This window comes from Shewanella sp. SW1 (assembly GCF_025653545.1).
GTDB classification, from domain to species: Bacteria; Pseudomonadota; Gammaproteobacteria; order Enterobacterales; family Shewanellaceae; genus Shewanella; species Shewanella oncorhynchi.
Map to the genome: position 1 here is coordinate 1 of NZ_JAKKSG010000031.1, position 15,218 is coordinate 15,218.

General features: G+C 46.5%; 12 protein-coding genes. 4 read left to right on the forward strand and 8 right to left on the reverse strand.

The features are described from left to right. Positions 1-824: 824 nt before the first annotated feature. From L5M71_RS21190 to pepA, 3 genes are all read right to left on the reverse strand, one after another. The gene (locus L5M71_RS21190; RefSeq protein WP_263209640.1) at positions 825-3,701 is read right to left on the reverse strand and encodes a valine--tRNA ligase; all 2,877 of its coding nucleotides are present in this window, start codon (positions 3,699-3,701) and stop codon (positions 825-827) included. Positions 3,702-3,721: 20 nt separating this feature from the next. Further along, positions 3,722-4,225 (reverse strand): DNA polymerase III subunit chi, encoded by a 504-nt coding sequence (locus tag L5M71_RS21195; protein WP_263209642.1) that lies wholly within the window; start codon positions 4,223-4,225, stop codon positions 3,722-3,724. Between the two features lie 343 nt (positions 4,226-4,568). Next, positions 4,569-6,077 carry a leucyl aminopeptidase gene (gene pepA, locus L5M71_RS21200; RefSeq protein ID WP_006082597.1) on the reverse strand — a complete coding sequence of 503 codons (1,509 nt, stop codon included), beginning with the start codon at positions 6,075-6,077 and terminating at the stop codon, positions 4,569-4,571. A gap of 243 nt (positions 6,078-6,320) precedes the next feature. Here pepA and lptF point away from each other — a divergent pair, with 243 nt between their 5' ends. Continuing rightward, entirely contained in the window at positions 6,321-7,433 is a 1,113-nt protein-coding gene (gene lptF, locus L5M71_RS21205; RefSeq protein WP_263209645.1) for an LPS export ABC transporter permease LptF, read from the forward strand. Next, entirely contained in the window at positions 7,430-8,488 is a 1,059-nt protein-coding gene (gene lptG, locus L5M71_RS21210; RefSeq protein ID WP_105251819.1) for an LPS export ABC transporter permease LptG, read from the forward strand. The genes lptF and lptG overlap by 4 nt, the downstream gene beginning before the upstream one ends. 107 nt (positions 8,489-8,595) lie before the next feature. On the opposite strand, the gene L5M71_RS21215 is transcribed toward lptG, so the two are convergent. The 5 genes from L5M71_RS21215 to L5M71_RS21235 form a co-directional block, all read right to left on the reverse strand. Next, the gene (locus L5M71_RS21215) at positions 8,596-9,105 is read right to left on the reverse strand and encodes an RDD family protein (RefSeq protein ID WP_131523600.1); all 510 of its coding nucleotides are present in this window, start codon (positions 9,103-9,105) and stop codon (positions 8,596-8,598) included. A 59-nt stretch (positions 9,106-9,164) separates the two neighbouring features. Beyond that, positions 9,165-9,422, reverse strand: a complete 258-nt coding sequence (locus L5M71_RS21220) for a DUF2960 domain-containing protein (RefSeq protein WP_263209647.1) — start codon at positions 9,420-9,422, stop codon at positions 9,165-9,167. 29 nt (positions 9,423-9,451) lie between these two features. After that, positions 9,452-9,802, reverse strand: coding sequence for a DMT family protein (locus tag L5M71_RS21225; RefSeq protein WP_006082592.1), 351 nt, complete (start codon positions 9,800-9,802; stop codon positions 9,452-9,454). Continuing rightward, positions 9,799-10,296 carry a GNAT family N-acetyltransferase gene (locus L5M71_RS21230; RefSeq protein ID WP_113939489.1) on the reverse strand — a complete coding sequence of 166 codons (498 nt, stop codon included), beginning with the start codon at positions 10,294-10,296 and terminating at the stop codon, positions 9,799-9,801. The genes L5M71_RS21225 and L5M71_RS21230 overlap by 4 nt, the downstream gene beginning before the upstream one ends. 443 nt (positions 10,297-10,739) lie before the next feature. After that, complete coding sequence (locus L5M71_RS21235) at positions 10,740-12,245, reverse strand: carboxypeptidase M32 (RefSeq protein WP_263209649.1); 1,506 nt, start codon at positions 12,243-12,245, stop codon at positions 10,740-10,742. Between the two features lie 437 nt (positions 12,246-12,682). On the opposite strand from L5M71_RS21235, the gene L5M71_RS21240 reads away from it, so the two are divergent. Together L5M71_RS21240 and L5M71_RS21245 are read left to right on the forward strand one after the other, a co-directional pair. Next, positions 12,683-13,318 carry a YqiJ family protein gene (locus L5M71_RS21240; RefSeq protein ID WP_263209652.1) on the forward strand — a complete coding sequence of 212 codons (636 nt, stop codon included), beginning with the start codon at positions 12,683-12,685 and terminating at the stop codon, positions 13,316-13,318. Between the two features lie 36 nt (positions 13,319-13,354). Then, positions 13,355-15,133 carry a flotillin family protein gene (locus L5M71_RS21245; protein ID WP_028761347.1) on the forward strand — a complete coding sequence of 593 codons (1,779 nt, stop codon included), beginning with the start codon at positions 13,355-13,357 and terminating at the stop codon, positions 15,131-15,133. Positions 15,134-15,218: the final 85 nt, after the last annotated feature.

Genomic DNA, 15,218 nt, shown 5'->3' on the forward strand with positions numbered 1-15,218 from the left:
CGACGTTAATAAAGCGTTTGCGTAAGACGTTAAGCATCACGTAAAAGTTTACATGCACTGATGAATAAACGGTCAACCGTACCTATTAGAGCCTGACTTGACCAAGGCATTAAATGCCGATGTAGTGATAAGGTAATAGGTTTCGGATTTACATCATGGCGCGGGTAAAAAGCCTATTTAGACGCCGAATATATGGTAGTGAACCAATCATTCAAAAGTGTTGTAAAAGCTGAGGCGTCCATATATGGTTAACTCATTATTGCTTTATCCGTTTCGGCTTACCTCTCATCTCTTGGTTTACTTATCCTTCGGCTGATCATTCTATGGTTTAGCTATCTTCGGTTTAGCTTTCTTCGGTGTCGCTATCTTTAGCCATTTCGCTTTAAACACTTCTCTTTCTTAGGTTCAACTCACTGAAGAATCTGCTTTTGCCTGTGTTGAGAGTCTATGACGACATTAGATATTCATGTTTGCACTCAATTTCAGTCTCTCAGTGCTGCCTCTGGAGGTATTAGCTGTTCTTTAGTCTACATGTGTGGTGTTTACTTATGTCGGCAGTGATGGGCTACGTGTGAGCTCGTGAGCGATAGACCACGGGGAATGATGAGGATGAATGGTGAGGTGGTTTCAATACTGTGCCGTAGGTTAAATGGCAGTGTTTAGAATTGACTCGGGTTCAATGCGGCATCTGGCTCAAAAGCGTAGATTAAGGCTCATAGTTGCTCAAAGATTGCAGCGATATAGATACAAGAAGGGCAGCCAAGTGGCTGCCCTTCATTCAGTTAGAACTAATCATAACAAGTGAATCAGAGTAAATGAGAAGCTTAAGCTTCTAACTTAGCAAACTCAGATTTTTGTTCATTGAGTTTGTCCATATCTCGCTTGAGATCGGCCATCTTGGCGCGCTCTTTGTCGATAACGTCGGCAGGGGCTTTTGCCACGAAGCCTTGGTTCGACAATTTGCCTTCGATGCGAGCTATCTCTTGGCCGAGCTTTTCAAGCTGTTTGTCGATACGGGCCATTTCGGCGGCGACATCGATTAAGCCTGCCATAGGGATCAGCAGCTCCATTTCGCCAATTAAACCTGTGGTCGACATAGGCGCAGTTTCGCCATCGGCTAAAATGGTCATGCTTTCTAAGCGGGCAAGCGTAGTGAAGAAGGTTTGGTTTGCTTCTACACGGGCTTTATCCTGCGCGCTAACACCACGAAGTAGGGCATTTAGCGGTTTAGATGGGGCAATGTTCAGTTCGGCGCGAATGTTACGCACCGCTACGATCACTTGCTTAACCCATTCTAAATCGGCCATTGCTGCGCTATCGACTTTAGCGGCATCAAATGTTGGGAACGGCGCAAGCATAATGGTATCACCTGCTACACCGGCTAACGGTTTAACGCGCTGCCAAATGGTTTCTGTGATATACGGCATCATAGGGTGCATCAGGCGCTGCATCGCTTCGAGCACTGTCACTAAGGTGTGACGGGTGCCGCGCATTTGTGCTTCAGTGCCGTTTTGCAATACCGGTTTGGTTAACTCTAAGTACCAGTCACAGAACTGGTTCCAAGTGAACTCATACAGGGTATTGGCCGCTAAGTCGAAACGGTATGCTGTCATGTGATCGTCAAAGGTCTTAACGGTTTGATTGAACAAGCCAATAATCCAGCGATCGGCTAACGACAGCTCCATCTCGCCACCTTTGTGCTCTGGTGAGCCAGGGCCGCAATCTTGATCTTCTGTGTTCATCAGCACGTAGCGTGAGGCGTTCCACAACTTGTTACAGAAGCTACGGTAACCGTCTAAGCGCTTCATATCCCAGTTGATGTCACGACCCGTTGATGCCATTGCCGCAAGCGTAAAGCGCAGTGCATCTGTGCCGTGGGCTTCGATACCGTCGGCAAACTCTTTGCGAGTGCTCTTTTCAATCTTGGCGGCCAGTTGTGGCTGCATCATATTACCGGTACGTTTTTCAACTAAATCTTCAAGGCCGATACCGTCGATCATGTCTAATGGATCGAGTACGTTGCCCTTAGATTTTGACATCTTGTTACCCGCTTCATCGCGGATAAGACCGGTTACGTAGACGGTTTTGAACGGGACTTGTGGTTTACCGTCTTCATCTTTGATGAAGTGCATAGTCATCATGATCATACGGGCAACCCAGAAGAAGATGATGTCAAAACCTGTCACCAACACGTCGGTTGGGTGGAAGGTTTTTAAATCTTCTAAATTGTCAGGCCAACCTAAGGTCGAGAAAGTCCACAGGGCTGAGCTGAACCAAGTGTCCAGTACGTCTTCGTCTTGGCGTAATGTCATTGAGTCGGCAATATTGTGCTTAGCACGTACCTCGGCTTCGTTGCGGCCGACATAGACTTTGCCGTTTTCGTCGTACCAAGCTGGGATACGGTGACCCCACCACAATTGACGTGAAATACACCAGTCTTGAATGTCACGCATCCACGAGAAGTACATGTTCTCGTATTGCTGCGGCACAAACTTGATGCTGCCATTTTCGACGGCTTCGATAGCGGTTTTCGCCATTGGCGCAACAGCCACATACCATTGGTCGGTCAGCATTGGCTCGATAACCACACCGGAGCGATCGCCGTAAGGCACTTTCAAGGCGTGAGGCGCGATTTTTTCGAGCAGACCTAAGGTGTCAAATTCAGCGACAATAGCATCGCGCGCTTTAAAACGGTCAAGTCCGGCAAAACGTTCAGGCAGGCTGCCATCGAGCGTTTTGTTGAAAGTACCGTCAGAGTTCACCACTTCGGCGCTTGCACGAATGGCGGCATCTAAGGTCAGTACGTTGAACATTGGGAGGTTGTGACGTTTACCGACTTCATAGTCGTTAAAGTCATGGGCAGGGGTGATCTTCACACACCCTGTACCAAAGGCCATGTCGACGTAATCGTCGGCCACGATAGGAATGCGGCGGTTAACAATCGGCAATAGAATAAACTTACCGACTAGCGCTTGATAGCGTTCATCATCGGGATGCACTGCAACTGCACTATCGCCGAGCATAGTTTCTGGACGCGTGGTAGCGACTTCTAAATAGTCTTTACCATCGGCCGTCAGTTCACCGTCGGCCAGTGGATAACGCAGATGCCACATGTGGCCCTGTTTTTCTTTGCTTTCCACTTCTAAATCAGAGATAGCTGTGTGCAGCTTTGGATCCCAGTTGACCAAACGCTTACCGCGATAAATCAACTCGTCTTCGTACAGACGTACAAACACTTCTTGCACGGCCTTAGATAAGCCTTCGTCCATAGTGAAACGCTCGCGGTCCCAATCAACAGAAGCGCCCATACGACGTAGCTGCTTAGTGATAGTGCCGCCCGATTGCGCTTTCCATTCCCACACTTTATCCATAAAGGCATCGCGACCTAGGTCATGGCGATTTTTGCCTTCTTCGGCTTCAAGCTTGCGCTCAACCAACATTTGGGTGGCGATACCCGCGTGGTCGGTACCGACTTGCCATAGGGTATTTTTGCCTTTCATCCGTTGATAACGGGTCAAGGTATCCATGATGGTGTCTTGGAAGGCGTGGCCCATGTGCAAGCTGCCCGTCACGTTAGGTGGCGGGATCATGATGCAATAATTGCCTTTGGATTCATCGCCATGTGGCTTGAAGTAACCTTGCTCTTCCCAGTTTTGGTAAAGCGTTTGCTCGATGGACTGCGGATCGTATGTTTTTTCCATGGGAACGTGTCTGTCTCAAACTAATTAAGTGGATGTGTTGCTAAGTCTTGGGTCTGTAAATTGACCCCTAAGCCGCGATACTGTCGATAACGTTCGCGAGCGACCGCTTTATGCTGATCGTCATTGGCAACAAAATCGATAATGTGGCCAAAGTTTACCGCAAATGGGGGCGCTTGGTCTGCAAGATTAATCAGAACTTGGCGACTTTTGTTGGCGCCGAGGCGATCAAAACCAATTTCAACCGGCGATCCTGTCATCGGGCCTTCACCTTTGAGGTTATGGGGCACAAAAGCACTGGGCTCAAACTGCCATAAAAGTTCATCAATTGCATGGGCTTGCTGTTTATCTTGGCAATGGATATAGACCCATTGTTGCTTCACAAAAGCCTGTTGCGCCAGTTGGCATGCCAGAATATGCATCTCGCAAAGTGCAGGGTTCGCATTCGCGGTTTCAACAGGTGAATCAGCCTTGGCTTTGGCAGGCGATGCCACTGGCGGCATAAGATAAAACAGCACTTGAGTCATGATTTCAATGCCTTGCTTCACTTGTTTTAGTGGCGAACGAAAGCAGCAGTTTACACTAAAAGTCAGTATGGGTTAATGCTTAGGGCAAACCTTACGGTGAGGTTTTATCTATCACTGTCTGGCGGGACTTAATGGGATGCTTTCAAACCGTTGGAGATGAAGAGGGTAGATCTATAACTCTTTGAAAAATGATTCTAAAACCATTAGTTGTTCAGTTTTTTTATTTTCTTAATTTATTCAGGAAATCGATTTTCTGATTAAATTAAGAAAATAAAAAAGGCGAAGATTTTCATCTTCGCCTTTCATTTATCGAGCCTTTAACACACTAAGGCCGGATAGTTGGTTATTCGCCGAGTTCAACGCCAGCACGATTGATCAGGAACTGAGTCAATAGTGGCACTGGACGGCCAGTAGAACCTTTGTTAGCACCGCTATTCCAAGCTGTGCCTGCAACGTCTAAGTGAGCCCAGTTGTACTTTTTAGCAAAGCGCGAAAGGAAACATGCTGCTGTGATAGCTCCAGCAGGACGGCCACCTAAGTTGGTCATGTCAGCAAACGGGCTGTCGAGCATATCTTGATACTCATCCCACAATGGCATACGCCATGCGCGGTCACCACTTTGCTCACCGGCACTTAATAGCTCGTGTGCTAGAGGGTTATGCGATGAGAACAGACCCGATGCGTGTTTACCAAGTGCAATCACACACGCGCCAGTCAGGGTTGCAGTATCGATAACCAATTCAGGATCGAAACGCTCAACATAGGTTAATACGTCACATAGGACTAAACGGCCTTCTGCATCGGTATTTAACACTTCAACGGTTTGGCCTGACATAGTGGTCAGAATGTCACCTGGACGGTAAGCATTACCCGATGGCATGTTTTCACAGCCAGCCAGAATACCCACAACGTTGATAGGTAACTTCATATCACAGATGGCTTTCATGGTGCCGATAACACCTGCTGCGCCACCCATGTCGTACTTCATTTCGTCCATGGCTTCGCCAGGTTTCAATGAAATACCACCCGAGTCGAAAGTTAACCCTTTACCGACTAATACGATTGGTTTTTCTGTGCTATCGACAGCGCCCTTGTATTCCATCACAGTCATGATGGATTCATTGGCACTGGCGCGACCGACTGCAAGGTATGAGTTCATGCCCAGTTTGGCCATTTGCTCTTCACCGATAGTGGTGACATGCAGAGTGTCGTGTATTTCAGCCATTTGGCGAGCTTGAGAAGCTAAATAGGCTGGATTACAGATGTTCGGTGGCATGTTGGCTACATCGCGACATAAATGCATGCCAGCAGATACAGCCATACCATGCTCGATGGCGCGCTCACCTAAGGTTAATTCACGGCGAGTCGGGACATTGAACACTAATTTACGCAGTGGACGGCGAGTTTCACCTTTGCGGGTCTTCAGGGCATCAAAGCTATAAAGACTGCTATTAGTGGTTTCAACCGCTTGACGTACTTTCCAATACGTATCGCGTCCTTTCACGTGCAGTTCAGTTAAGAAGCAAACCGCTTCCATTGAACCCGTTTCGTTAAGGGTGTTGATTGTCTTAGTGATGATTTGTTTGTATTGGCGTTCGTCTAGTTCTCGTTCTTTGCCACAACCCACTAATAATACACGTTCACTCAATACGTTAGGAACATGGTGCAGCAATAACATCTGGCCAGGTTTACCTTCCAGATCGCCACGACGCAGTAGGTTACTGATATAACCTTCGCTAATTTTATCTAATTGCTCCGCGATACCCGACAGACGACGGGGTTCATAAACACCGACCACGATACAGGCTGAGCGTTGTTTTTCGGGGCTACCGCTCTTTACGCTAAACTCCATGAGCACTCCTAGATTCTTAAAGACAAATTTTTATATTTATTGGATAATGTCTGCTTGTCCCGAAAAGGGCCTAAGTTATTACTCCAAAGGTGATTTATTCTCGGCGCTTGAGTCACGCATTTCGTGACGTTAAGTTTACCTAGAACCCCTGAAGCTGGTCAGAAAACTATCAAAAGTAAACAGTTTACATGAAAGTTAGTCTGTTACCAGCAAAAAGATAAGTTTAGAGACCGGATCCTGCCTGTGATTGTATTTAAATACCTTATTCGAGAAGTTTTAAAGGCACAAATTGCGGTACTTTTAGTGCTGTTAACTATTTTTATTAGCCAGCATTTCGTGCGTATACTGGCCGATGCCTCCGACGGCGATTTTCCCGCCTCTTTAATCATGACTCTGATTGGGCTTAACTTGCCTTATCTGGTGATCTTAGTGCTGCCGTTAAGTTTGTTCTTGGGGATTTTACTGGCCCACGGCCGTATGTATTCCGAAAATGAAATGGTCATTCTCCACGGTGTTGGGGTCAGTGAGTGGTATGTCACCCGCGTAACGCTGATCCTCGCCGTGATCAATATGCTGTTTACTGGCTATTTATCCCTTTATGTAGCCCCTTGGGCAGAAGAACAGCAAAACCAAGTGCTCGAAAAAGCCCAGTCTGAAGCTGGTCTTGCCGCCTTAATCCAAGGGCGTTTTCAGGCGAGTCCCAATGGTCGCGCGGTATTATTTGTTGAGCGTATTGGTAAAGATAACGAGTTAGATAAAGTGTTTGTAGCCCAACTACCTGATCCTGATGATGAAACTGGCGTGACCAATGTCGTGGTGGCTAAAGGTGGACGAGTACAGGAAGATAGTTCAGGTGCTCAACAATTGAACTTGAATGACGGGGTGCGTTATCAAGGCAGCCCGAAGGCAAAGGACTACCAAATGATCGAATTTGGTGGTTATAAAATGCAAATTAAAGAGCAGCAAGTTGATGAGCGTCGCCGTAAGTTATCTGCACTGCCCGTTGATGAACTCGTGAAAATTGAAGGTGCTGAAGCCGCGGCTGAATTCCACTGGCGTCTTGCTATCCCGCTCGCGATTCCAATTATGACACTGATTGCTGTGCCGTTGGCGCGGGTGAATGTGCGCCAAGGTAAGTTTGCTAAGATGTTCCCGGCAGTTCTTTTGTATCTTGGCTATTTTGGACTGATGGTCGCGGGACGTAAGGCATTGCAAGATGGGATTATTCCACAGTATTTAGGTATGTGGTGGATCCATGTTTCTGCGCTCTTGATGGGGTTATTCTTGCTCGGCAAAGATAGGCCTATTTTCAGTCGTATATCGTCCTTGTTTGCCAATAAGAAGGTGGCAGCATGAAGATATTAGACCTTTATATCGCCAGAATATTGTTAAGCACTTCAGCGCTTTGTTTGCTGGTGTTGACTGGTTTATCAGGGATTATCAAATGGGTTGACCAGCTGCGTTTAGTTGGCCGTGGCACCTACAGTATGATGGATGCTGGCATCTATGTTTTATTTTTAGTGCCACGGGATATTGAAATGTTTTTTCCTATGGCCGTCTTGCTAGGCGCTTTGATTGGTATGGGAATGTTGGCATCGAATTCCGAACTTGTGGTGATGCAAGCTTCTGGCATGTCACGTTTGCAGATCACTATGTCGGCGATGAAAACTGCTGTGCCTTTGATGTTATTGGTGATGGTTTTAGGGGAGTGGGGCGCACCGATTGCTGAGCAAAAAGCCAATGAGTTGCAAGCTGTTAAACTCTCTGGTGGGAGTTTAATTAAGTCCCACCGTGGAATTTGGGCAAAGGATGGTGATTTGTTCGTTAATATTGGTGAAGTTGAAAACATCAATAAACTCAGCAATATCACGCTTTATAAATTCAATAGCGAACTTAAGCTCACCAACGTAGTTCACGCAGACCGAGCGGTATTTTCCCAAGATCGCTGGCGTTTATTTGACGTTAAACGTACAGATTTAAGCTATGAAAAAGTCGTGCTTGAGTATCTTGAAGAAGACCAATGGCAATCGAGTTTAACGCCAGATAAGCTCAGCGTAGTGTCGATTAAACCCGAGGCGTTATCTATACGGGGTCTGGTCGGTTATCTTGATTACCTTAAAACTAACAGTCAAGATCCCAGCCGTTATGAGCTAGCGCTGTGGCGCAAGGTGATGCAACCCGTGACGGTCGCAGTGATGATGTTAGTGGCACTGTCGTTTGTATTTGGTCCGCTGCGGACTGTGACTATGGGTGCGCGCGTATTACTTGGGGTCGTAGCAGGTTTTAGCTTTTATATCAGTAATGAGATTTTTGGCCCCATGAGTATAGTGTATGAGCTACCTGCTTATGTGGGGGCTGTTGCGCCAAGCTTGTTGTTTACTGGCGTTGCCTTCTACTTTATCCGGCGATGATACGCAGCTTATTACTCCTTACTCCGGATTCCGTCAATTAAAAATAGCCCATAAAAAACGACGCTGTTGCGTCGTTTTTTGTATTTCGGATTTACTTAAGAGTAAATTTATGCCCCATGCCAGTTACGCATTTGATTGGCTTCTTTAGACAGCACGACCACTTCTGAGCGAGTCATCATATCCTGCAGTGCGCGTTTATCATCATTGATTAAAATCCATAAATTGCCAATACCGAGCAGTGACCAAATGATGCGAGCGTAGGCAGTGATTAGGCTTAAGTTTTGGCCATTAGGATGCTGAATTTTAAGCCGCCAAGCGCGCATCCCTAAGGTTTGACCGCCCTTACTCCAGAATAATGCGTAGAAAGTGCCGACACACAAGGCAAGCCAGAGTTGATAAATTCCCTGATAAACTGGCGTGCCATTGAGTGCATCTGAGACATGTTCAAAGCCATTCATGCCAGCCAGTCCTGAAGCGGTGAGGCCGTAGAAAATCCCAAAGCCCATTGCGCCAGCAACCATATAGACGGCCACGGCTAACATCGAATCGTAAATTGCAGCGCCTAGACGGCGGAAGAATCCTGCGCGGGGGAAGTTAGCATGTTCGGTATTGAGCATTACAGTGTCCTGTTATTGAAGTGCTTACAGCTAATACAAAAAACAATTAATACATTAGCCTAGGCTTCAGGTTCTTCATCTCTGACAAAGTGGATATTGCTAAAACCAAAGCGGGCAAACTCTACTTTCCTGAATTCTTTTTCAGCCTTGGCACCTTTACGAGATGTCATGGCGACTTGCTGTTCCATAGCCAAAAATTTGGTCAGATCTATGTCTTCGGCTTCGGCCACAGCTTCATATAAATCATGGTGTTTGTCGTAGCTAAAGGCGATAGTTTTAGTCTTACCTTTGAAGGTATAAGTGACTTGACGGGCCATGGGGGAGCTCTCCTGAAATAAGTCTGAAATTAATTAAATTCACTTCTAAAAATAAAATACACAGCACCTAAGATGCACAGTCCTGCCCACAGATAATCGAGCTTCAATGGTTCTTTCATATAGAAATAGGCAAAGGGGACAAACAAACTTAAGGTGATGACTTCTTGTAAAATTTTTAACTGGCCGACATTCATTACTGTGTAGCCGATACGGTTAGCAGGCACTTGCAGCAAGTATTCAAATAGGGCGATACCCCAGCTTACTAAGGCCGCAATAATCCAAGGTTTTGAGCCTAGCGTTTTCAAATGCCCGTACCAAGCAAAGGTCATAAAAATATTACTTAAGCAAAGTAAACCGATAGTGGTTAGGGTTGGATTCATTTTTCATCTCTATGATTAAATTTATAAATCATATACATAGCATCGTCAGTATAGCTGCCAAGGCATTTATCGATTGCCTTAGGTTTAAAACCCATTTTAAGCCAATAGCTGTCGGCACCTTGTACGGCTACGAGGGATAAGGAATTGAGATTATAGCGATCAGCCAGTAGTGTTAGGCGGGTCAGCGCCTTAGCGCCGGCGCCTAAACCTTGGGCTTTGGCCGAAATCGCAATATCGTGTAGGTATAAGGTATCAGCCTTGGGTAAATGGGTGATGGGCTGATATAGCGCGGGCGGCATATTGGCGGTCCATGGGTGAGCCAAGCAATAACCGACAACCGACTTATCCACTTCGAACACAAAACAGGACTGAGGTGATACCTGCCATTTACTTTGCAGGACGTGCAGTGGCTCAGGATCCAGTTGTGAGTAACACTCGTCTTGGATCGCTAAAATGGCATCCCAATCCTCTGGGGTGATTGCACGCAGTAACATGGCTGACATTTATCCTGTTTCAAGAGTCCTGTTGAAGGAACTCCGTGGAAAGAGTCCTGATTCAAATAAGCTCGGCATTATAACCTCAAGCAGCGTTAAAATGCAGGCTCCAGCGGTAATATAAAGCGCTTTAAAACCCTTATAAATTGAGCTTTCAGCGCTTGTATACCCAAACAACCTGAAGATACAGGATTCAGCGGGAATTTAACGCACTTTAGGCAAGGCGGTTATTTGCAGACCTAGTGGGCTAAGTTAAAAATAACCAACGCAGCATAAAGTGCGTTAAAACCCGCCGGGACGGAGCGCCTAGGGCACTTCACTTCCGTGTTGCATCAATTCAAAAGGTGGCCGACATTCTGTCATTGATGCGCCTTGAATTGATGCACCCTAGGCGCTCTGAAACTCGACTCTTCAGGTAGCTTGGGTATAAGTATTAGCAGCGGTTAAGTGCCCAGATATCGTTGGCGCAGGTGACGCTCAAGATATTGACCATTTAGGGTTTCGCCCGTTGCTTGGCGTATCAGTTCATCGGTTGTGAGCAAAGATCCCTTAGACCAAATGTGTTCACTCAACCATTGGAATACAGAGTTCAACTTGCCTGCATCGATCAGGGTTTCAATTGGTCCTAAGGCTTTTTCCATCGCAAAACGGCATTGGGCGGCATACATGGCGCCTAAGGTATAGCTGGGAAAATACCCTAGTTCACCAACGGCCCAATGGATATCCTGCATGCAACCGTCTTGGTAGTTGCCATCGGTATTAATCCCCAGCAGTTGTTGCATCTGCGTCGACCAAAAGTCAGGCAAATCATCTACGGTTAAGCTGCCGTCGATAAAGGCTTTTTCTGCCTCAAAGCGCAGTAAAATGTGGCAAGGATAGGTGACTTCATCGGCATCGACGCGGATAAGTTCGGGCGCTACGCGGGTGTAATGCTGTGCTAATTCTTGGGCGCTAAAATGACAATGAAGATGTTGCGCAATTTTAGGCTGCAATTGGCGTAAAAATGCCGGATTTGCCCCGAGTTGCATTTCGCAGAATAAACTCTGGCTCTCGTGGATACCCATAGAACGCGCCAGTCCTGCAGGTTGTCCGCGCCACGCTTGAGGTAAACCTTGCTCGTATCTGGCATGGCCTGTTTCATGAACTATGCCCATGATAGCACTGCTAAAATCAGCCTCATTGTAGCGGGTCGTTATCCGCACATCGCTTGGCACGCCGCCACAAAATGGATGACTGCTGATATCCAGCCTGCCGTGGTTAAAGTCAAACCCTAGAAAATCCATTACGTCTCGGCCAAGGGCTTGCTGCGCGCTAACATCGAAGGGACCATTTAGCGTTAACTTAGGCTCGTTTGCCTGTTTAGCTAGCACTTCTTGGATAAGTGTCGGTAGCCAATCTTTCAGTCCGCCAAAGGTTTGCTCCAGCTTTGGCGAGGTCATTCCCGGTTCAAATTTATTGAGCAGGGCATCATAGGGGGAAATATTCTGGGCTTCGCCGCGGATCTGCGCTTCTTCCTTAGCAAGTGCAATTACTGCTTTAAGGTTTGGTTTAAAGCCTTGCCAGTCATTATTTTTACGTTGTTCACGCCACGCATTTTCACATTGATAGGCCATTTTAGTTTTGGCTTGCACGAGATCGCCGGGCACTAAATTTGCCTGTTGATATTGGTACTGCATTTCCCGCAGGTTAGCTTGTTGTTCCGTTGTGAGAGATTCGTCCGTCGCGCCGTGTAAGTGTTCAGCTAATATGGTTGAGGTTTTGAGTGTGTGGATATGTCGCGCCAGTTCAGCCATTGCATCGCCGCGATCGCTATTACCGCCCATAGGCATCATGGCTGCTTGATCCCAGTCACCTAGAGCGCTGAAATGTTCAAAGTGAGAAATTTTTTGAAAATGTGCTGTCAGTTTATCGTAACTTGGTGTTGGTACTTTGCTCTTGGGTGAGTCCATGGAATTTCCCTTCTGGCGCATCAAATCCTGCGCGAATAAATAACAATAACAGGATGATCATATAATGACGTCAACAGTATACTCAAACAACCTAAAGATGCAGGACTCAGTGGGCTGATATTAACGCTATAGTAACGCACTTGAGGCAAGGCCATTTATTGCTCCTGAATAAATGGCATCCACGCCATATATGGCGATTGCGGCTATTTGCAGCGCTAGCGCTAAGTTAAAAAGGGAGTTGTAGTGTTAAAGTGGTTTTCGATAGGGTACTAATAGCGAAGATGGTCACGCGATTTTGGCGCAGCAGAGCGATAGTCAAAATCTGTTTTAGGGACAATTTTTAGTTTGGAAATTGTGCTTGCCTTGCTATTCTGTGATGGTTAAGTCGATAATTACAGTGAAATAAATGGAATGATGTATTGTTCAAGGAGATGATTATGTGGGCGTTTTTAGTTGAACAGCCTAATTTACCTTACACCATAGCTTTTGCCTGCGTACTGGCCCTTGGTGTGTTTGAAGTCTTCGCATTATTCATAGGTTTAAGCATGTTAAGTGCGTTAGACCAATGGGTACCTGCTGATGTGGAATATGATGCTGATGTGGGCGCGGGTGGACTCACGGGCATTGCCGGTTGGCTGTGTCTAAATAGACTCCCATTACTTATTTGGTTTGTGCTTGCGCTGACCAGTTTTGCGATTGCGGGTTATATCGTCAATTTTATCAGTGTTAGTGTTGCCAGTTTTTTACTGCCGCAACTGTTCACTTTACCCATTGCTATTGTCGCCAGTGCATTTTCTTGCCGTTATTTTGGCCGAGTACTTGCTGATCATTTGCCTAAAAATGAATCGAGTGCGATCTCGCTAGATGATCTTAGCGGCTATGTCGGCACTATCACCTTAGGTTGCGCAATTAAAGGCATGCCCTCTGAAGCTGTCGTTCGCGATAAACATCAACAAAAACATTACGTTTTAGTCGAGCCCGAAACTTCGGATATCGAGTTTGCCTCAGGCACTCAAGTCGTGCTGCTTAAGCGAGAAGGCCGAGTCTGGTCTGCTACGCGTTTTGATAATTAATCTTCCCAAGCCATAAATCAATTGAAAGGAAATCAAATGGATGTGTTAACAAACGTAGGTTCATCCGGTAGTTTTATTTTGCTCGTTGCGGGTATGGTGCTACTCGGCCTGATTGTGATCGGGTTAATTTTCGCCAAGCTATATAAACGTGCAACCAAAGAAATGGCCTTTGTGCGTACCGGCTTTGGTGGTGAGAAAATCATTAAAGATGGCGGCGCTATTGTGTTGCCTGTATTACATGAAACCATCTCGGTAAACATGAACACTCTGCGTATCGAAGTGGAGAAAACCCAGAAAGATGCGCTGATCACTAAGGACAGAATGCGTGTCGATGTGAAGGCCGATTTCTACTTGCGTGTTGCCCCACATTCCGATGGTATTTCAATGGCAGCGCAAACCTTAGGCACGCGTACAAACCGCGTTGAAGAGCTTAAAAAGCTGATGGAGTCTAAGTTTGTTGACGTGCTGCGTGCCGTGGCCGCCGAAATGACCATGACAGAGATGCATGAGCAGCGTGCCGATTTTGTGCAACGGGTGCAAAATAACGTCGCCAACGATCTGGAGAAAAACGGTCTCGAACTCGAATCGGTTTCATTAACGGGTTTCGATCAAACTGATTTGCAGTTTTTTAATGAAAACAACGCATTTGACGCCGAAGGTCGTGCGCGTCTGGCGAAGATTATCGAAGAGAAACGCAAGGAAACCAACGATATTCAGCAGGAAAACCGCATTAAGATCGAGCAGCGTAACCTTGAAGCTGAAAAGGAATCCTTAGAGATTGAAAAGTCGGAAGAAGAAGCGCGCCTGATCCAGCAACAGTCGTTAGAATTTAAACGCGCCGATCAAAAAGCGGAGATTATTAAGCAGAAAGAAAACAAGGCTCGTGAAGAACGCGAAGCCGAGATTGCCAAAGAGCGCGCCATTGAAACCGCTGAAATCGAAAAGACCAAAGATATCGAAACCCGTGAGATTGAAAAGTATAAGTCGATTGAGCAATCGCGCATTCAACAGCAAAGGGATATCGAAGTTTCTGAGCAGGAAAAACGCATTGCGGTTGCGGCCAAATCTGAAGAAGAATCAGCTGCCCGTGCTCGTGCAGCTGAAGCCGAAAAACTGAAAGTTGAAAAAGAAGAAGCGGTAATCACAGCGCGCCAAGTGGCAGAAGCTAATCGTCGCAAAGAGATTGAAGTGATTGATGCTCGTAAGGAAGCTGAGCGTGATGCTGTCGGCGTAACAGTGCAGGCCGAAGCTGAGAAACGTGCAGCTGAAGACAGATCGAGTGCGATTCTGATTGAAGCGCGCGCCAGTGCCGATGCGAAAAAACTGCAGGCCGAAGCGGATGAAAAAGTGTATGCCGTTGAAGCTGCAGGTAAACAAGCGCTTTACGAAGCTGAAAACGTCTTGAGTGATGAGCAGATTGCCCTGCAAAAATCCCTCGCCATTTTGAAGGCCTTGCCTGAAATTGTGGCCCAAGCCGTTAAGCCGTTAGAAAATATCGAAGGTATTAAGATTCTTCAAGGTTATGGTGCAGGTCATCAATTTGCTGCGGGTGGCGAAGGTGCTCACCATCAAGGTGGCATAGCCGAGCAAGTGACCAGTGCAGCGTTAAACTATCGCGCCAATGCGCCTGTTATCGATGCCATGCTTAGGGAATTAGGGTTAGTGAATGGCGACTCTGGAACCTTGAATGATTTATTGAACGGCAATAACACCTTAACCGCCGAAGCCTTAAGTGGTGTGACCTTGTCGAACTCTAGACCTAAGGACTATAGCCAAACGCAGGTAGTAGAGAGCCAAAGTGTGCTCAAGCCTTAATCTCAACGACATTAAACTAAGTCAAATCAAGTAAAGCGCTCGCCGTTGCTCTTTTGAGCCTTGTGCGGACAAAAGATTGATAAAT